Source organism: Pseudonocardia sp. MH-G8 (assembly GCF_002262885.1).
Lineage (GTDB): Bacteria > Actinomycetota > Actinomycetes > Mycobacteriales > Pseudonocardiaceae > Pseudonocardia.
Genome location: NZ_NKYF01000001.1, coordinates 1,393,772 through 1,412,125 on the forward strand (window position 1 = coordinate 1,393,772; position 18,354 = coordinate 1,412,125).

At 73.0% G+C, this 18,354-nt stretch carries 16 protein-coding genes; 6 read left to right on the top strand and 10 right to left on the bottom strand.

The annotated features are described in order from the left end of the window. The first annotated feature begins 22 nt into the window (after positions 1–22). The 3 genes from hrpA to CFP66_RS06515 are packed head-to-tail and all read left to right on the top strand — an operon-like array spanning position 23 to position 7,284. Positions 23–4,231: an ATP-dependent RNA helicase HrpA gene (gene hrpA / locus CFP66_RS06505; RefSeq protein ID WP_094921051.1), complete on the top strand. Its 4,209-nt coding sequence runs from the start codon at positions 23–25 to the stop codon at positions 4,229–4,231. Between the two features lie 58 nt (positions 4,232–4,289). Next, positions 4,290–5,618: a M20 family metallopeptidase gene (locus CFP66_RS06510; protein WP_094921052.1), complete on the top strand. Its 1,329-nt coding sequence runs from the start codon at positions 4,290–4,292 to the stop codon at positions 5,616–5,618. A 22-nt stretch (positions 5,619–5,640) separates the two neighbouring features. Continuing rightward, the gene (locus tag CFP66_RS06515) at positions 5,641–7,284 is read left to right on the top strand and encodes an AbgT family transporter (protein ID WP_094921054.1); all 1,644 of its coding nucleotides are present in this window, start codon (positions 5,641–5,643) and stop codon (positions 7,282–7,284) included. 62 nt (positions 7,285–7,346) lie between these two features. Here the strand turns inward: CFP66_RS06515 and CFP66_RS06520 are convergent, their stop codons facing one another. From CFP66_RS06520 to CFP66_RS06550, 7 genes are all read right to left on the bottom strand, one after another. Beyond that, positions 7,347–7,949, bottom strand: coding sequence for a TetR/AcrR family transcriptional regulator (locus CFP66_RS06520; RefSeq protein WP_094921056.1), 603 nt, complete (start codon positions 7,947–7,949; stop codon positions 7,347–7,349). A gap of 9 nt (positions 7,950–7,958) precedes the next feature. Then, complete coding sequence (locus CFP66_RS06525) at positions 7,959–8,279, bottom strand: multidrug efflux SMR transporter (RefSeq protein WP_094921057.1); 321 nt, start codon at positions 8,277–8,279, stop codon at positions 7,959–7,961. 38 nt (positions 8,280–8,317) lie between these two features. Beyond that, positions 8,318–8,980, bottom strand: a complete 663-nt coding sequence (locus CFP66_RS06530; RefSeq protein WP_094921059.1) for an FMN-dependent NADH-azoreductase — start codon at positions 8,978–8,980, stop codon at positions 8,318–8,320. Between the two features lie 67 nt (positions 8,981–9,047). Continuing rightward, positions 9,048–10,040 (bottom strand): zinc-dependent alcohol dehydrogenase family protein, encoded by a 993-nt coding sequence (locus CFP66_RS06535; protein WP_094921060.1) that lies wholly within the window; start codon positions 10,038–10,040, stop codon positions 9,048–9,050. Then, the gene (locus tag CFP66_RS06540; RefSeq protein WP_094921062.1) at positions 10,040–10,918 is read right to left on the bottom strand and encodes a carbohydrate ABC transporter permease; all 879 of its coding nucleotides are present in this window, start codon (positions 10,916–10,918) and stop codon (positions 10,040–10,042) included. The genes CFP66_RS06535 and CFP66_RS06540 overlap by 1 nt, the downstream gene beginning before the upstream one ends. After that, positions 10,915–11,865 carry a carbohydrate ABC transporter permease gene (locus CFP66_RS06545; protein WP_094921063.1) on the bottom strand — a complete coding sequence of 317 codons (951 nt, stop codon included), beginning with the start codon at positions 11,863–11,865 and terminating at the stop codon, positions 10,915–10,917. The genes CFP66_RS06540 and CFP66_RS06545 overlap by 4 nt, the downstream gene beginning before the upstream one ends. After that, the gene (locus CFP66_RS06550; protein ID WP_094921065.1) at positions 11,862–13,229 is read right to left on the bottom strand and encodes a sugar ABC transporter substrate-binding protein; all 1,368 of its coding nucleotides are present in this window, start codon (positions 13,227–13,229) and stop codon (positions 11,862–11,864) included. The genes CFP66_RS06545 and CFP66_RS06550 overlap by 4 nt, the downstream gene beginning before the upstream one ends. Positions 13,230–13,378: 149 nt before the next feature. Between CFP66_RS06550 and CFP66_RS06555 the strand changes: the two genes are divergently transcribed. Together CFP66_RS06555 and CFP66_RS06560 are read left to right on the top strand one after the other, a co-directional pair. Next, positions 13,379–14,344, top strand: coding sequence for a sugar-binding transcriptional regulator (locus CFP66_RS06555; protein WP_094921066.1), 966 nt, complete (start codon positions 13,379–13,381; stop codon positions 14,342–14,344). Positions 14,345–14,360: 16 nt separating this feature from the next. After that, the gene (locus tag CFP66_RS06560) at positions 14,361–15,155 is read left to right on the top strand and encodes a phosphotransferase (RefSeq protein WP_198961254.1); all 795 of its coding nucleotides are present in this window, start codon (positions 14,361–14,363) and stop codon (positions 15,153–15,155) included. 8 nt (positions 15,156–15,163) lie between these two features. On the opposite strand, the gene CFP66_RS06565 is transcribed toward CFP66_RS06560, so the two are convergent. Genes CFP66_RS06565 through CFP66_RS06575 form a run of 3 tightly spaced genes read right to left on the bottom strand, consistent with a single transcriptional unit; the run spans position 15,164 to position 17,774 of the window. Next, on the bottom strand, positions 15,164–15,547 hold the full coding sequence (locus CFP66_RS06565; protein ID WP_094921069.1) for a hypothetical protein: 384 nt from the start codon (positions 15,545–15,547) through the stop codon (positions 15,164–15,166). Positions 15,548–15,558: 11 nt separating this feature from the next. Further along, entirely contained in the window at positions 15,559–16,602 is a 1,044-nt protein-coding gene (locus tag CFP66_RS06570) for an SDR family oxidoreductase (protein WP_094921071.1), read from the bottom strand. Between the two features lie 11 nt (positions 16,603–16,613). Beyond that, positions 16,614–17,774 carry an MFS transporter gene (locus tag CFP66_RS06575; RefSeq protein ID WP_094921073.1) on the bottom strand — a complete coding sequence of 387 codons (1,161 nt, stop codon included), beginning with the start codon at positions 17,772–17,774 and terminating at the stop codon, positions 16,614–16,616. A gap of 115 nt (positions 17,775–17,889) precedes the next feature. On the opposite strand from CFP66_RS06575, the gene CFP66_RS06580 reads away from it, so the two are divergent. After that, entirely contained in the window at positions 17,890–18,336 is a 447-nt protein-coding gene (locus CFP66_RS06580; RefSeq protein WP_094921074.1) for a MarR family winged helix-turn-helix transcriptional regulator, read from the top strand. Positions 18,337–18,354 lie beyond the last annotated feature (18 nt).

Sequence of the window (18,354 nt, forward strand, 5' to 3'; positions counted from 1 at the left end):
CCCCAGGCAGACTCCTCCCCCGATGTCCTCTCCCGCGGCCCGAGCCGCTGACGCGCGCCCCCCGCAGGCCGACCCGTCTCCGCACGCCGTCCCCTCCCGCGACGGCGACGCGAGCAGCGAGGTCGGCCGCGACGGCGACCGGCCGGGCCGCGGGAGCGCCGGTGAGGGGCGGCCGGGGCGCCGCAGGCCCCGTCGGCGCGGTGGCCGGCGCCGGGATGCCCCCGACGAGCCGCCCGTGCCCGCCGACGCCCCACCGGTCCTCGACGCCGAGCTCGACGCGCTCGCCGAGCGGATCCCCGCGCTCTCCCTGCTGGACGCGCACCGCCTCGGCCGCCGCCTCGACACCGCGCGCCGCACCCGCGACGCGCACGCGCGCTCCCGGGCGGCCGCAGGCATCGCCGCGGCGGTCGACACCTCGGAGCAGCGGATCGCCGCCCGGCGCGCCGCGGTGCCCAGCGTCGGATATCCGGAGGCGCTGCCGGTCAGCGCGCGGCGCGACGACATCGCCGCGGCCATCCGCGACCACCAGGTCGTGATCGTCGCCGGCGAGACCGGTTCCGGGAAGACCACGCAGATCCCGAAGATCTGCCTCGAGCTCGGGCGCGGCGTCAGCGGCCTGATCGGCCACACGCAGCCGCGCCGGCTGGCCGCGCGCACCGTGGCGTCGCGCATCGCGGAGGAGCTGGGCACCGAGCTGGGCGGCGCGGTCGGCTGGAAGGTGCGGTTCACCGACCACGTCGGCGACAACACGCTGGTCAAGCTGATGACCGACGGCATCCTGCTCGCCGAGCTGTCCGGCGACAAGATGCTGCGCCAGTACGACACCCTGATCATCGACGAGGCCCACGAGCGCAGCCTCAACATCGACTTCATCCTGGGCTACCTCACGCAGCTGCTGCCGCGCCGCCCCGACCTCAAGGTGATCATCACCTCGGCCACGATCGACGTCGAGCGCTTCGCGAAGCACTTCGACGCCCCCGTCGTCGAGGTGTCCGGGCGCAGCTACCCCGTCGAGATCCGCTACCGGCCCGTGGTCGACCTGGACGACCCCGACCACGACCCGGACCGCGACCAGCTCGACGCCATCGGTGACGCCGTGGCCGAGCTGCAGCGCGAGGGTGACGGCGACATCCTCGTGTTCCTGCCCGGCGAGCGCGAGATCCGCGACACCGCCGACGCGCTCACCACGCGCGGCCTTCGCAACACCGAGATCCTGCCGCTGTTCGCGCGGCTGTCCACGGCCGAGCAGCAGCGCGTGTTCGCGCCGCACCCGGGCCGTCGGGTCGTGCTCGCCACGAACGTCGCCGAGACCTCCCTGACCGTGCCGGGCGTGCGCTACGTCGTCGACACCGGCACCGCCCGCATCTCGCGCTACTCGCGCCGACTGAAGGTGCAGCGGCTGCCGATCGAGAAGATCTCGCAGGCCAGCGCCAACCAGCGCGCCGGACGCTGCGGCCGCGTGGCCGACGGCATCGCCATCCGCCTCTACAGCGAGGACGACTTCGACGCGCGCCCGGAGTTCACCGACCCGGAGATCCTGCGCACCAACCTCGCGTCGGTCATCCTGCAGATGATCTCCCTCGACCTCGGCGAGCTCACCGAGTTCCCGTTCGTCGAGCGGCCGGACGCCCGCGCCGTCGGCGACGGGCTCGCGCTCCTGCAGGAGCTCGGCGCGCTCGAGGGCCGCACGCTGACGGCCGTGGGCCGCGCGCTCGCCGCGCTGCCGGTGGACCCCCGCCTGGGACGCATGCTCGTGGAGGCCGACCGCAACGGCTGCCTGCGCGAGGTACTCGTCATCGCCGCGGCGCTGTCCGTGCAGGACCCGCGCGAGCGTCCGCAGGAGCAGCGCCAGGCCGCCGACGAGAAGCACGCCCGCTTCGCCGGGGAGTGGGCCGTCGGCGAATCGACGCTCGACGCCGCCGGCTCGGACTTCCTCGCGTTCCTCAACCTCTGGCGCTACGTGGCCGAGCGCCGCCAGGAGCTGTCGGGCAACCGGTTCCGCCGCATGCTGCGCGAGGAGTTCCTGCACTACCTGCGCATCCGCGAGTGGCAGGACCTGCACTCCCAGCTGCGCTCGGCCGCGCGCAACGCGGGCCTCACCCTCAACGACGCCGAGCCGGACTCCGACCGCATCCACATGGCCGTGTTGTCCGGTCTGCTCTCGCAGATCGGCCTGCGTGACGACGGCGAGGACAAGAGCAGCGGCAAGGACAAGGGCGGCGGGAAGGACAGGAAGGGCGATCGCCGCGGCGCGGGCCGGGAGTTCCTCGGCGCCCGCGGCGCCCGGTTCATGATCTTCCCTGGCTCGCCACTGGCGAAGAAGCCGCCGCGCTGGGTGATGGCCGCCGAGCTGGTGGAGACCTCCCGGCTGTTCGCCCGCACCGTCGCCCGGATCCAGCCGGAGTGGATCGAGCCGCTGGCCGGGCACCTGGTGAAGCGCACGTACTCGGAGCCGCACTGGTCGCGCAAGCGCGCGGCGAGCGTCGCCACCGAGCGCGTCACGCTGCACGGTGTCCCGATCGTCGTGGGCCGCACCGTCGACTACGGGCGGATCGACCCCGAGACCTCGCGCGAGCTGTTCATCCGCCACGCGCTGGTGGAGGGCGACTGGGACACCCGGCACCGCTTCTTCCACGCCAACCGGGAGTTGCTCGAGGACGTCGAGGAGCTCGAGCACCGGGCCCGGCGCCGCGACCTGGTCGTGGACGAGGACACGCTCGTCGCGTTCTACGAGGAGCACGTCCCCGCGCACGTCGTGTCCGGGCGGCACTTCGACTCGTGGTGGAAGAAGACCTCGCAGCGACAGCCCGAGCTGCTCGACTTCACCGAGGAGATGGTGCGCACCGCGCAGGCCGCGGGCGTGGACCGGGGCGCCTACCCCGACCACGTCGAGGCCGGCGGGTTGACGCTGCCGCTGTCGTACGCGTTCGAGCCCGGCGCGAACACCGACGGCGTCACCGTGGACGTGCCGGTGGCGGCGCTGCACCAGATCGACCCCACCCCGTTCACCTGGCAGGTGCCGGGGCTGCGCGAGGAGCTGGTCACGGCGCTCATCCGCACCCTGCCCAAGCAGCTGCGCCGGCTGTACTCCCCCGCTCCCGACCACGCCCGCGCCGTGCTCGCGCGGCTGAGCGCCGGGGACGAACCCCTGCTCGACGGCCTGGAGCGCGAGCTCGGCCGGATGCGCGGCATCGACATCCCGCGCGAGGCCTGGGAGCTCGACCGGCTCCCCGAGCACCTCACCGTCACCTTCCGGGTGGTGGACGAGCGCGGCCGGGAGATCGCGGCCGGCACCGATCTGGAGGCCCTGCGCCGCAAGCTCGCGCCGAAGGTGCGCGAGGAGCTGGCCGCCGCGGGCGTCGACATCGAGAAGACGGGGGCCACCGGCTGGGAGTTCGGCACGCTGCCGCCCCAGCGCCCGATCCGGCGCGGCACCCACACGGTCACCGGCTATCCCGGCCTCGTCGACCGTGGCGCGAGCGTGGACGTGCGGGTCTTCCCCACCGCGGTCGAGCGCGACCCGGCCCACCACCGCGGGGTCCGGCGGCTCCTGCTGCTGGCCACGCCGTCGCCGGTCCGGCAGGTGCAGCGCGACCTGGACAACGCCACGAAGCTCGCGCTGTCACGCAACCCGCACGGGTCGGTGGCCGCCCTGCTCGACGACTGCGTCACGGCCGCCGCCGACCACCTGATCACGGCCGCGGGCGGTCCGGCCTGGGACGAGCGGTCGTACGCGCGGCTGCGCAAGATCTTCGCCGAGCGGCTCGCGTCCACCACGCTGCAGGTGCTGCGCGCCGTGCGCGACGCCCTCACCGTGTGGCACCGGGTGCAGGGGCAGCTGGCCGACCTGCGCGCCCCCGCCCTGGCCGCGGGCGTCGCCGACATCACCGCTCAGGTGGGCGCGCTGGTCGGCCCCGGCTTCGCCACGGCCGCGGGTGCCGTCCGGCTGGCCGACGTCGGACGCTACCTGCAGGCGGTGGAGCGGCGGATCGAGAAGCTGCGCGTCGACCCCGCACGGGACGCCGAGTGGACCGCCCAGGTACGCGTGGTGGCCGACGAGTACACCGCCGAGCTGGCAGCGCTCCCGCCGGGCGTCGAAGCGGGCGCGGCGCTGCGGGAGATCCGCTGGATGATCGAGGAGCTGCGCGTCGGCCTCTACGCCCACCCGATGCGCACCCGCCGCCCGGTGTCGATCAAGCGGATCCAGAAGGCCATCGACGACCTGCACTGATCCGCCGAGGCGATCACGCCTACCAGCGCCCAAGGCCGCGGACTAGGGTCTGGAGATCATGAGCGACTCCGACCCCACCCGGCCGTCGCCGCCCGACGACAGCTACCTGCGGGCTCTCACCGCCGCCACCGAGCGGGCCGTGGCCACGGCGGAGCCGATCGGTTCGGAGCACGCCGGCGCCCCGGGCCCGGTGCGGGACGGCGTCACCGCGGCGGTGGGCGAGTACGCCTCGGAACTCGTCGCCCTGAGCCGGGACCTGCACGCCCATCCCGAGGAGGGGTTCGCCGAGCACCGGTCGGTGCGGGCGGTGGCCACGCTGCTGGAGCGGCACGGCCACCGCGCCGAGATCGGCGTGGGCGGGCTGGAGACGGCGTTCGTGGCCACCCGGGGCGAGGGCGGGCCGCACCTGGCGGTGCTCGCCGAGTACGACGCCCTGCCCGGCGTGGGGCACGCCTGCGGGCACAACATCATCTGCACCACGGGTGTCGGCGGGTTCCTCGCCGCAGCGCAGGCCCAGCGCCAGACCGGCGGGCGGGTGTCGCTGATCGGCACCCCGGCGGAGGAGGGTGGCGGGGGCAAGGAGACCCTCGCGCGCGCCGGCGTGTTCGACGACGTCGACGCGGTCGTGATGCTGCACCCGTTCACCCACGACATCGCGATGCACCCGTTCCTCGGGCGCCGCCAGGTGGAGATGGTGTTCCACGGCGTCGCCGCGCACGCCTCCGCGCAGCCGTTCATGGGGCGCAACGCGCTCGACGCCGCGGTGGCGGCGTACCAGGGGGTGGCGGCACTGCGCCAGCACCTCCCGGGCACCGACCGCGTGCACGGGATCTTCACCGACGGTGGCGCGCGGCCGAACGTCGTCCCGGAGCGGGCGGCGGTGCTGTTCTACGCCCGCTCGGCGGATCCGGTGACGCTGCGCGACCTCGCCGAGCGGCTGACGGCGATCGCCCGGGGCGCCGCCACCGCGGCGGGCTGCACCGTCGAGTTGCACTGGGACGCTCAGCCGCCGTACCTGCCGATCCGGTTCAACCACGCCCTGTCCGGGCGCTGGGCGGTGAACCAGGAGCCGGCAGGGCGGCAGCCGCTGCCACCGGGGATCGTGCCCGAGTTCCTCACCGGCTCCACCGACCTCGGCAACCTCAGCTACCGGATGCCGGCGATCCACCCCATGATCGCGGTGTCCGCACCCACGGTGGCCCTGCACACCGTGGGCTTCGCCGAGGCGGCGGGTTCCGAGGCAGGGGACCGCGCCGTCCGCGACGGGGCCCTCGGGCTCGCGCTCACGGCGGTCGACTACCTGTCCGACGCCGCGCTGCGCGAGGCCGTGCACGCCGAGTTCGCCGCGGCGGGCGGGCCGCTCGACGTACCGACGTTCTTCGACTGACCCGCCCTCCGAGGAGGCAGCCGTGACCACCGCGAGCCCGTCCGCCCCACCCGGCCGCCTCGACCGCGCCCTGGACTGGATCGAGCGCACCGGCAACCGGCTGCCCGAACCGTTCATCCTGTTCGCGTGGCTCACGCTCGTCGTGGCCGTGCTGTCGTCGGTGATGGCCGCGTTCGGCGTCACGGTCACGATCCCCGGCGAGGCCGAGAGCACGCCGGTGCGCGGGGCGTTCAGCGGCGACGGACTGGAGTTCTTCTTCACCGGGCTGGCGGAGAACTTCATCGGGTTCCCGCCGCTGCGCACCGTCGTGACGATCATGCTCGCGGTCGGGCTCGCCGAGCGCACAGGCATGCTCGCGGCCCTGATCCGCCTCGCCTTCTCCCGCGCGCCGCGCTGGATGCTGCCCTACGCGCTGGGGTTCATCGGCGTGAGCGGCAGCGTCATGGCCGACTCGGCGTTCATCATCATCCCGCCGCTGGCCGCCATCGTGTTCCGGGCGGCCGGACGCCACCCGGTCGCCGGCCTCATCGGCGGCTTCGCGGCCGCGGGAGCGGGCTACTCCACCTCCCTGTTCATCACCAGCCTCGACGCGCTGTTCGCCGGTATCACCAACAGCGTGGCCGCGACGCTGCCGATGGCCGCCACGACGGTCACGCCGATCTCGAACTACTTCTTCAACATCGTCTCGGCGATCGTGCTGAGCCTGCTGGCGGGCCTGATCATCGACCGCGTGGTGGAGCCGGGCCTCGTGCGCTCGCAGTTCCCCGACACCGAGGTCGACCGCGACGACGTAGTGGGCGACGACGTAGTGGGCGACGACGACGTGGTCAACGAGAAGCCGGCCGCCGGCGGGAAGGATGACGCCGACCCGATGGCCGAGCCCGTGTCGGCCACCGTCACCCCTGCGGAGCGGCGCGGCCTGCGCGTCGCCGGCATCACGCTGCTGCTGCTCACGGTCGCGGTGCTGGCGCTCGTGCTCGTGCCGGGCTCCCCGCTGCGCAACGACACCGGTGGCTACCTCCCGAAGTCCCCGCTGCTGGACTCCGTGGTCACGCTCGTCTTCCTCGCCTTCTTCGTGCCGGCGCTGGCGTACGGCATCGCCGCAGGCGTGATCCGGCGGGGCGCGGACGTGCCGCTGCTGATGGGCCGGGCCCTGAAGGACCTGTCCGGGTTCATCGTGCTCGCGTTCATCCTCGGGCAGTTCATCGCGCTGTTCGCCTGGACCAACATCGGCGCCTGGCTGGCCGTCTCCGGCGCGCAACTGCTGGAGGCGATCGGCCTCACCGGGTTCCCGGCGATCCTCGGGTTCGTGGTGCTCGCCTCGCTGCTCAACCTGTTCATCATCTCCGGGTCGAGCCTGTGGACGCTGATGGCGAGCGTGTTCGTGCCGCTGTTCCTGCTGCTGGGCTACGAACCCGGGTTCGTGCAGGGCGCGTTCCGCGTGGGCGACGCCGCCACCCAGGTCATGACCCCGCTCAACCCGTACATGATCGTGCTGCTGACCTTCGTGCGGCGCTACCAGCCGAACGCCGGGCTGGGCACGGTGATCGCGAAGATGGTGCCGTTCGTGGTGCCGTTCTGGCTGGCGTGGGTGCTGATCCTGACCGTGTTCTACGCGTTCGACCTCCCGCTCGGCCCGGGCGTCGACGTCCGCGTCGGCCCCTGACGCCGCCCGCCCGGCGGTCGCACACCGACTTCGGTGCTCACACAGCGACTGCAGTCGGTGCGTCAGCAGTTGGGCGGTGCCAGTACGCCGTGTGCCAGGCGCGTGAGGCCGGCCGCGATCCGCTCCGGGGTGAGCCCGCCGGCACGCTGGTGCCCGAACACCTCGGCCGCGAGCGGGGCCAGCAAGGTGTCCACCAGCGCGTCCGGATCCGGGACCGCGGCCTCGACGAGCAGGGCCCGGACGTGCGCACGCCAGAACCCATAGGACCCCACGGCGAACCGCGCCGACCCCGCGTCCAGCGCGATCACCAGGGGCAGATGGGCCTCCAGGTGCGCGACCATCGCCGCGTAGAACGCCGCGAGCCGCTCGGCGGGGGCGGCCCCGGGCCCCAGCGGCGGCTCGCCCCGCAGCAGCCGTTCCTGCAGGTCCCGCTCGTGGTCGCCGAGCAGCGCCTCGGCGATCGCGGGGACGTCCGGGTAACGCCGGTACAGCGTGGCCCGGCCCACGCCCGCGGCGCGGGCGACGTCGTCCATCGTGACCGCGCGCGGATCCCCACCACCGCGAAACAGGTCCGCGGCTGCGGCGAGGATCCGCGCCCGGTTCCGGGCGGCGTCGGCCCGCTCGGCGGGCGGGGCCCCCACGCGCGGCGGCTCGACGCTGGACATCGGCCCAGGCTAAGCAATCCCGTGGGCCAGCAGCACCCCGCCCACGATCAGCACCAGCGCGCCGATCCGCGCCGGCGTGATCGGGTCGTGGTGCACCGCCAGCCCGACCAGCACGGCCCCGGCCGCCCCCATCCCGGTGAAGACCACGTAGGCCGTGCTCACCGGCACGCCCTCGAGCGTGGCCCGTGCGAGCATCCAGATGATCGCCACGCACAGCGCGACGCACAGCAGACTCGGCCAGAGCCGCGTGAGCCCCTTCGTGGGCGGGATGCTCTGCGCCCACGCGATCTCCACGACGCCTGCCGCGAGCAGCCACATCCATCCATTCATGCGCGTCCTCGTCCCGGTTCCCGCATCCGCCGAGCTGCTCACGCCACGGCCGGCGAGTACGCCGCGACCAGCCGGTCGACCTGCGCCTCGGCGACCGCCACCGACGCCTCGTGCTCGGGACGGCGCCCCGCGAGCACCGGGTCGACGAGCGCGTTGGTCAGCTCCGGGGTCACGAACGCCACGTCGGTGACGCCGAAGTGGCCGTCGAGGAAGTCGCGCAGGTAGTCGGCCGCGTGCTCGACGGCCGCACGCGGCGTGCCCGGCAGGTAGGTGCCGCCGCGGGCGCAGACGACCACGAACCGGGTGCCGGTGAGCGCCATGCGCGGGAAGGTGACCTGGTCGATCCACGCCTTGAGCGCGGCCGGGACCGTGAAGTTGTACATGGGCGTCGCCACGAGCACGACGTCCGCCGCGAGCAGCTCGTCGAGCAGCGGGGCGACCACGTCCCACGCCGCCTGCTGGGCGGGGGTCCGCACGACCTCGGCGTAGCGGCGGGGGTCGGTGATCCGCCGCCGCATCACCTCGTCGCACAGCTCGGTCCACGCCTCGCCGATGAACGGGACGGGGTCGGCGGCGAGGTCGCGGTGGACGTAGCCGGCACCGGGGTGCGCGGCGCGCCAGCCGGTGGCGAAGCGGTCGCCGAAGCGGCGGGAGAACGAGCGGGAACGCGCGCTGGCGTCCAGGTGCAGCAGGCCGGGCACGGCAGCCTCCGAGGGCAGTAAGTGGACAGTATGACCACTTCTACCCTCATGCGGACACGCTGTCCACTTACTTGTGCGGCATCACCTGGATCTTGCGCCCGACACCCTGGCGGAACTGCTCCAGCGCGGCCGGGTACTCCTCCAACCCCATCCGGTGGCTGATCATCACGTCCGGGCGGATCGCGCCGCCGGCGAACAGCTCCGCGGCGCGCTCGAAGCTGTGCAGCACGGCCATCGAGCCGACGACGCGGATCTCCTTGTTGTAGATCCGGTACGGCGAGAACGATGCGGTGGCACCCTCGTTGGCCACACCGAACTGCTGGAACGTCCCGCCGGGCGCCACGCGGCCCAGGCCGTCCTCGATGGCGGCGACCACGCCGGTGCAGTCGACCACCACCTCCCAGCCCCGCGGGCGGTCCAGCTCGTCCGCGCTGGTGGCGGTGGCGGTGCAGCCCAGCTCGCGCGCCGTCTCCAGCCGGGCCGGGTTGAGGTCGACCACCTCGACGCCCGCCGCGCCCGCCCGCTTCGCCAGCTCCATCATCATCAGGCCCATCGTGCCGGCCCCGTAGATGAGGAAGTGGTCCCCGAGCTGCGGCGCGAGCACGTCGAAGCCGCGCACCGCGCACGACAGCGGCTCGATCAGCGCGGCATCAGCCGGCGTGACGCTGTCGGGCAGCCGCACGCAGTTGGCCACCGGGGCCACCGCGAACTCGGCGGCCCCGCCCCCCGTGCTGACGCCGATCGCGCCCCAGCGCTCGCACAGGTTGCCGCGCCCGCGCCTGCAGTAGTGGCACTCGTGGCAGTACAGCGACGGGTCCACGGCCACCTGGTCGCCCACCCGCAGCTCGGTGACGTCCGCGCCCAGCGCCACCACCTCGCCGGCGAACTCGTGCCCGGGCACGACCGGCAGCGTCGGGGCGAACTCCCCCTCGGCGATGTGCAGGTCGGTGCCGCAGATCCCGCACCCGGCGACCGACACCACGACCTCCCGCGGCCCCGGTGTCGGGTCGGGCACCGTCTCCACGGTCACGGAGTCGGCGCTGATGACCGCCGCTCTCATTACTTGATCGCTCCCAGCGAGAGCCCCTGCACGAGCTTGTCCTGCGCCGCGAACCCGGCGATCAGCACCGGCAGCGACACGACCACCGACGCCGCGCACACCGTGGCCAGGAACAGCCCCTGGCTGGTGACGAAGCCGGTGAGGAACACGGGTGCGGTCTGCGCCGTGGTGGCGGTGAGCACGCGGGCGAACAGCAGCTCGTTCCAGCTGAAGATGAAGCAGATCAGCGACGTGGCCGCGATCCCCGGCAGCACCATCGGCACGACGACGGTGCGCAGCGTGCGCGGCAGGCTGCAGCCGTCGATCGAGGCGGCCTCGAGCACCTCGACCGGCACCTCGGCGAGGAACGAGCGCATCATCCAGACCGCGATCGGCAGGTTCATCGAGGTGTACAGGATGATCAGCAGCCAGATGTTGTCGAGCATCCCGATGCTCTGCGCGATCAGGTAGACCGGCAGCAGGCCCGCCACGACCGGCAGCATCTTCGTGGACAGGAAGAAGAACAGCACGTCGGTCCACTTGCGCACCGGCCGGATCGACAGCGCGTACGCCGCCGGGATCGCGAGCACGAGCACGAGCGCCGTGGACACCACGCTCGCCGTCATCGAGTTGAGCAGCGGCGGCCACGGGCTGGCGCCGGTCTGCGCCCCGAAGAAGTTCGCGTAGCCGTCGAGGGTGAGCGGCGCGAACAGCGACGGCGGGTTGGTGGCGGCGTCGGCCTCGCTGTGGAAGGACGTGAGCGCCATCCACAGCACCGGCAGCACGAACAGCACACCGACGATCCATGCCACGACCGTCAGCACGGACCCGACCGGGTTGCGGGGTGGCGCGTTCACCCGCGGCGCGGCGGCGCGCGGTGCGTCCAGGGTCGCGGTCATCGGGCCCCCTCCTCACGGAACAGCGACGACACGGTGCGCAGGGCGAGGGTCGCGATGATGATCGTCCCGATCACGACGACGACGCCCGCGGCGGAGGCACGGCCGTAGTCCTGCGCGTTGTAGAAGGTCTGGTAGATCGTGTACGGCAGGTTGGCGGTGCCCAGGCCGCCCGAGGTGATCGTGAAGACGGCGTCGAAGTTCTGCACGATGTAGATCGAGCCGAGCAGCCCGCCCAGCTCCAGGTACTGGCGCAGGTGCGGGAACGTCATGTGCCGGAAGATCTGCCACGCCGTGCAGCCGTCGATCTTGGCGGCCTCGATCACGTCCAGCGGCTTGCTCTGCAGGCCCGCCAGCAGGATCAGCATCATGAACGGCGTCCACTGCCAGACCAGCGAGGCCACCACCGCCGTGAGCGGCATGGTGGACACCCAGTCCGGCTGCGGCGCGCCGTCGCCGAAGATCCACGTCAGCACGCCGTTGAACAGCCCGTACTCCGGGTTGTAGAGCGCGTGCTTCCACACCAGCGCCGCCGCCACCGGCACCACGAGGAACGGCGTGATCATCATCGTGCGGACGAACCCGCGTCCGCGGAACGCCCGGTCCAGCAGCAGTGCGATCAGCAGCCCGAGCACGAGGCTGACCAGCACCACCGACACCGTGAGCAGGATCGTCGTGACGATCGAGTCGCGGGTGTTGACGTCGGTGAGGACGCGCCGGAAGTTGTCGAACCCGGCGAACCCACGCTCGTCGGGGTAGTAGGCGTTCCAGTTCATGAACGAGATGATCAGCGTGCCGAGGAACGGCAACTGCGTCACGATGATCAGGAAGATCAGCGCGGGCAGCAGCGGGGCGCGCCGCGCCCAGTCACCGGCGCGCCGCATCGCCGTGTCCTGCCCCGGCCCGGGTCGCGCCTCCGACGGGGTGCGTGGTTCGAGTGCGGTGCTCATGACTCACCCTCCACCCGGGAGCGGTACCGCTCCGCGACGTCGTCGGCCAGCTGTTGGCCCCGGTCGAGGGCCTCGTCCACCGTGACCAGCCCGGCGATCGCCGAGCTCACCTCCTGCGACACCTGCGTCCCCATGTCGGGGAACTCCGGGATCCCGACGAACTGGATGCCCAGCGCGGGCCGCGGCTGCACGCCGGGGTTCGTCGGGTCGGCGGTCAGGATCGCATCGCGGGTCTGCTCGGCGAAGGCGCCGGCCTCGGCCAGGTACTCCGGGTTCTCGTACGTCGACGCCCGCTTGCCCGCCGGCACGTCCGCCCAGCCGACCTGCTCGCCGACCAGCTGCTCGTACTCCTTGCTCGACGCCCACGAGACGAACTCCCACGCGGCGTCCTTCTTCTCGCTGGCCGCCTGGATCCCCCACGCCCAGGCGTACAGCCAGCCGGCGCTGTCGGTCTCGACCACCGGTGCGGGGGCGTAACCGATCTTGCCGCGCACCGGCGAGTCGGCGGCCTCCAGCGAGCCCGCCGCGGACGTGGCGTCGTACCACATGGCGGCGTTGCCCTGGACCATGTTGTTGAGGCACTCGGTGAAGCCGGCCTGCGGGGCGCCTGCCTCGCCGTGCTCGCGCACCAGGTCCACGTAGAACTGCACGGCCTCGCGGAACTCCGGCGCGTTCACCTCGGCCTGCCAGTCCTCGGTGAACCAGGTGCCGCCGAACGTGTTGACCACGGTGGTCAGCGGCGCGAAGACCTGCCCCCAGCCCGGCTGGCCGCGCAGGCAGATCCCGGCCATCCCGGGCTGCACGCCGTCGAGGCTGGCGGCGATGTCGGCCACCTGCGGCCAGGTCGGCTGCTCGGGCATCGTGATGCCGGCCGACTCCAGCACGTCCTTGCGGTACATGAGGAACGACGACTCGCCGTAGAACGGCTGGCCGTAGATCTGCCCGTCCGGGCCGCTGAGCGACTTCACCATCGACGGGAGGATGTCGGCCTGGTCGAACTCGGGGTCCGCCTCGAGGTAGGGGTCCATCGGCGCGATCCAGCCGCTGCGGGCGTAGATCGGGATCTCGAAGTTGGAGAGCGACGCGACGTCGTACTGGCCGGCCTGGCTCGAGAACTCCTGGCTGATCTTGTCGCGGACGTCGTTCTCGGGCAGCACCGTGAAGTTCACGTTGATGCCGGTCTCCCGCGTGAAGTGCTCGGCCGTGAGCCGCTGCAGGTCCACCATCTGCGGGTTGTTGACCATCAGCACCGTGATGCTGTTCGCCCCGCCGCCGCCGACGCTGCCGCCCCACCCCGCGCAGGCCGTGCTCGTCAGCAGCAGGACCAGGGCGAGCAGCGCACCGCGCATGCCCCTTCGCCTCATCGCGACCCCTCCTGGGCGTCTCTCCTGGCCCGCTCACATGAGCGCAGCCTCGATCACACGATCGGAAGTGTGGCAACGGAATCCCGCCAGTTCAATGCCTTGTGCAAGAATGGGCGCGCTACCGCTCATATGAGCGCGGGAGGTTTCCGGTGGCCACGACCGACGAGAGCGCCCACGGGCCCGCACAGCTCGTGCTGACGGCGTCCGTCGCGCGCCGCTACTACCTCGACGGCCGCTCCAAGGTGGAGATCGCGCAGGAATTCGCGCTGAGCCGGTTCAAGGTCGCCCGCCTCCTCGACGACGCGCGCAGCAGCGGGCTCGTCCGGATCGAGATCGGCCACCCCGGCTCCGTCGACGTCGAACTCTCCGGGCGGCTCATGTCGGCGCTGGGCCTGACGCACTGCGTCGTCACCGACACCCCCGACGACCTGCCGGCCACGATGCGCGAGCACCTCGGAGCCGCGGCCGCCGAGCTGCTCACCGAGATCGTCACCCCCGACGACGTCCTCGGGCTGTCCTGGGCCCGCTCGGTGAGCGCGATGGCCACCGCCCTGCGCCGGCTCGCCGCCGTCCCGGTCGTCCAGCTCACCGGTGCGCTCGCGCGCTCGGGCGTCGACGACAGCTCCATCGAGGTGGTCCGCGACGTCGCCCGCGTGGCCGGCGGGCCCGCGTACTACTTCTACGCACCGATGTCCGTGCCCGACGCGGCCACCGCGCGGGCCCTGCGCCGGCAACCGGAGGTCGCGCAGGCGTTCACCCGCATCGACTCGGTCACGCGGGCGGTCGCCGGCGTCGGCGCGTGGGAACCCGAGCAGTCCACCCTCTACGACGCCACCGCCGAGGCGGAACGCCGCGAGCTCGCGCACCGCGGCGTGTGCGCCGAGATCTCCGGAGTGCTCGTCGACGCGGCCGGGGAGCCGGTACGGTCCGAACTGACCGAGCGGATGATCGGCATCAACGCCGAGCAGATGCGCGCGGTTCCCGAGGTGATCGCGATCGTGTACGGGCCGGCGAAGGTGCGGGCCGTGCTCGCTGCTGTGCGGGGTGGGATGGTGAACAGCCTGGTGACGCACTCGACCCTGGCCGAGTCGCTGATCGCGACGGCCGCGGAATGAGAGCGGGGGCCTGACGGTGGAGGTGCCGCTGCTCGGCGGCACGGCCAACCGGGGGCAGGTGCACCGGGTCGGCGACACGGTTCGGCGCCCGCTGCGCGCCACCAGCACCGCCACGCACGCGCTGCTGCGCCACCTCGAGGAAGTCGGGTTCGAGGGCGCGCCGCGCGTGCTGGGCGTCGACGACACCGGCCGGGAGGTGCTCAGCTACGTCCCCGGGCACGCGGTCACCGCCCCGGCTCCTGCCTGGGGCCTCACCGACGACGCGCTGCGCAGCGTCGGGCAGCTGCTGCGTCGCTTCCACGATGCCACGGCGGCGTTCGACCCGGCCCCGTACCACTGGTCGCACCCCGCGCCCGCCCCGTTCGACGGCCGGGGGATCGCGCACAACGACCCGAACCTCGACAACGTGGTCTTCCGGGCGGGCCGGGCCGTCGCGTTGATCGACTTCGACCTGGCGGCGCCCGGCTCCCCCGTGTGGGACGTGGCCGCGGCGGCCCGGTTGTGGGCGCCACTGCGCGACCCGGCCGACACCACCGACGTTCGGCACGGGCGGGAGCTGGAGCGCACCCGCATCCTGCTCGACGCCTACGGCCTCGACGCCCCCGGCCGCGCCGCCTTCGTCCAGGCACTGCGCGACTCGCACGCCTGGATGATGGGGATCGTGCGCGACGGCGCCGCCCACGGCGTGCCCGGCTTCGCCGCCTACTGGACACCGGAAGCCGTGGCGCGCCAGGAGCGGGCCCGGGCGTGGTTCGACCGCAACGCCGACGCCCTCCACGACGCCCTCCACGAGCCGCTCCGCGCCCCGTGACCGCGGGACTACGCGCGCACGCCCACCTGGCCGACGGCGCCGCGCAGGCCGACGCAGCCCACGCACCCGACGCAGTCCACGCAGCCGACGCATCCCACGCACGCGACGCAGCGGCGGCACCCGACGCAGCCCAGGCACGCGATGCACGCCAGGAGGCCCACGCTGAGCAGCGTCAGCAGCGAGCCGAGGATCCCGACACTGCCGCCGGTGGCCACGCTGCCGGCCACGCCGGCGCTGCCGGACGTCGCGACGCTCCCGGCCACCCCGGCACTGCCCGCCGTGGCCACACTCCCGGCCACCGCGACGCTGCCGCCCGTGGCCACGCTCCCCGCGACGGCGACGCTGTCGTTCGTCCCGATGCTCCCGGCCACCGCCGGCGCCTGTCCGCCCATGGGGGCGCAGGCTACCCGGGAATGATCCGCCGCTCGCGGAGATCGTCGAACAGGCCGAGCAGCATCGCCTCCGTGTCGACGTAGCGGTGGAAGCCGAACCGACGCGCCTTCGAGGTGTCGGCGAACATGTCGTAGTCCCACGACAGGACGAAGTCGCCGAACGCCCACGACGAGACGTCCGAGTACGGCGTCGGGGCGAGGCCGTGCCGCGCGACCATCGCGTCCCACACCGGCTCCTTGTCGGCCATCACGTCCTGCAGCGACATCGGCAGCGCGGGCGCCACCTCCAGCCCGAACGCGTCGGCGACCACCGGCCACATCCGGTTCCACCGGAACAGGTCGCCGTTGGCGATGTTGAACGCCTGCCCGGCCGCCCGCGGCTCGGTCGCCGCCCACACCGTCGCCTCGGCGAGCAGGCCGGCGTCGGTCAGCTCCAGCAGCGCGTCGTACGCCCCGGGCCTGCCGGGGAACCGCAGCGGCACGCCCAGCTCCTTGCTGATCGAGGCGTACACGGCGAGCACGACGCCGAGGTTCATCGGGTTTCCGAGGCCGAACCCGGCGACGACGGACGGGCGGATCGCCGACCAGGTCCAGCCGGCTGCGGCTGCCCGCTCCTCGACCAGGTGCTGTTGGTCGACGTTGAATTCGGGCGGCATGTGCGGCGGGTCGCTCTCCTTCGCCGGCGTCGAGAACGGGCCCAGGTGCGCGCCGTAGACCTTGTAGCCCTGCATGAGGCTGACGTGCTGCAGCTCGGGGAGCTCGGCGTCGAGGACGGTGCGCAACATCGCGATGTTCGGCTCCACCAGCTCCGACCAGGTCGGACGGTCCTGGTAGGCGGCGTAGAACACGTGCGTGATGCCCGGGTGGGCCCGCAGGGCGGCACGCACCGAGGCGGGGTCGAACAGGTCGGCGGCGACGTGGCGCACCGGTCCGTCGGCCGGCCCGCCGCGGCGCGACAGGCCGACGACGTCCCAGCCGGGCAGGCCGGCGAGGTGCTCGGCGAGCGTGCCGCCGATGACGCCCCGGGCGCCGACGACGAGTGCGGTCCTGGTCATGGGTTGCTCCTTCATGCGGTGACGAGCGTGGAACGGCGGTCGAGGACGAGCGCGACGACGGCGACGGCGAGACCGCCCACGGCCATGGCCGCCCCGACGGCGTTCGCCGCCGGGAAACCGAGGCCGGCGGCGATCACGAGGCCGCCGAGCCACGCGCCGACGGCGTTGCCGAGGTTGAAGACACCGATGTTGACCGCGGACGCGAGCGTGCCCGCGGTGCCTGCCGCGTCGAGCACCCTGGTCTGCAGGCCCGGCACGGTCGCGAACGCGGCGACGCCCAGCAGGAAGAGCGTGACCGCGGCGGGGACCGGCGACCGGACGGTCACCGTGAACGCCGCGAGGACGACGGCGAGCGCGGCGATGGACACCACGATCGTCGGCATGAGGGCGCGGTCGGCGGCGCGGGCACCGAGGAGGTTCCCGACGACGAGCCCGGCGCCGAACAGCAACACGAGCCACGTGAGCGCGCCCGCCGGGAAGCCTGCGACGTCGACCATGAGCGGTGCGACGTAGGTGAACGATGCGAACATCCCGCCGAAGCCGAGCGCGGTCATCCCCAGGGCCAGCCACACCTGGGGACGGCGGAAGGCCGACAGCTCCGCCCGCAGGTCCGCGGCCGGGTCGGCGGGGCGGTCGGGGACGAGCGCGAGGACGCCGACCGCCCCGGCCACGCCCAGCGCCGCCACGACCCAGAACGTGGCCCGCCAGCCGTACGCCTGGCCGACGAGCGTGCCGAGCGGCACGCCGAGGACGTTGGACAGGGTGAGCCCGGTGAACATCATCGCGATCGCGGCGGCGCGCCGGGTGGGCGCGACGAGCCCGGCGGCGACCACCGACCCGACGCCGAAGAACGCGCCGTGGCACAGCGACGCGACGATCCGGCTGGTCATCATCGTCGGGTAGTCGGGGGCGAGCGCCGAGCCGATGTTGCCGATCACGAACAGGCCCAGCAGCGCGAGCAGCACCGGCTTGCGGCGCAACCGGGTGGCCGCCGCGGTGAGCAGCGGCGCGCCGACGAAGACCCCCAGCGCGTAGCCGGAGATCAGCAGGCCCGCCGCGGGGATGTCGACGCCGAAGTCCGCGGCGATCTCGGGGAGCAGGCCGGTCGGGACGAACTCGGTGGTCCCGATGGCGAAGGCGCTGATGGCGAGGGCCAGCAGAGCGAGGGGCATTGCAGGTTCCTCCGAAGAATTTGGGCGCACGCCGTTAGCGCGCGTCCGCAACAGTTGCACACGCTGCCTATTGCGGCAAGCACGTATGCTCGTGCGCACAGGAGGAGGTGCCGCGATGTCCATCGCCGACGACGCCGTCGAGGTCCGAGCGCAGGGCTGGCGCACGCTCGCCGCGCTGCACGGCCGGCTGGAGGAGGCGCTCGAGAAGGCGCTGCAGGCCGGGTTCGACCTGTCGGTCGTGGAGTACACGGTGCTGGATGCGCTGGCCCGCCAGGATGGCTGGCACATGAGGATGCAGCAGCTCGCCCGCGCGGCCGCGCTCTCACACAGCGCCACCACCCGGCTGGTCAACCGCCTCGAGAACCGCGGTCTGCTTTCGCGCTACCTGTGCGACGACGACCGCCGCGGGATCTACAGCCAGATCACCGAACAGGGCCGGGAGCTGCTGGAACGTGCCCGCCCGGTGCACGACGCCACGCTGAAGGCCACGCTCGACGAGGCCTGCGACGCACCCGAGCTGGCCCCTCTCGTCGAGGCCCTGCACGCGCTCCCGCGCTCGTGAACGAGCGCAGCGAGCGAA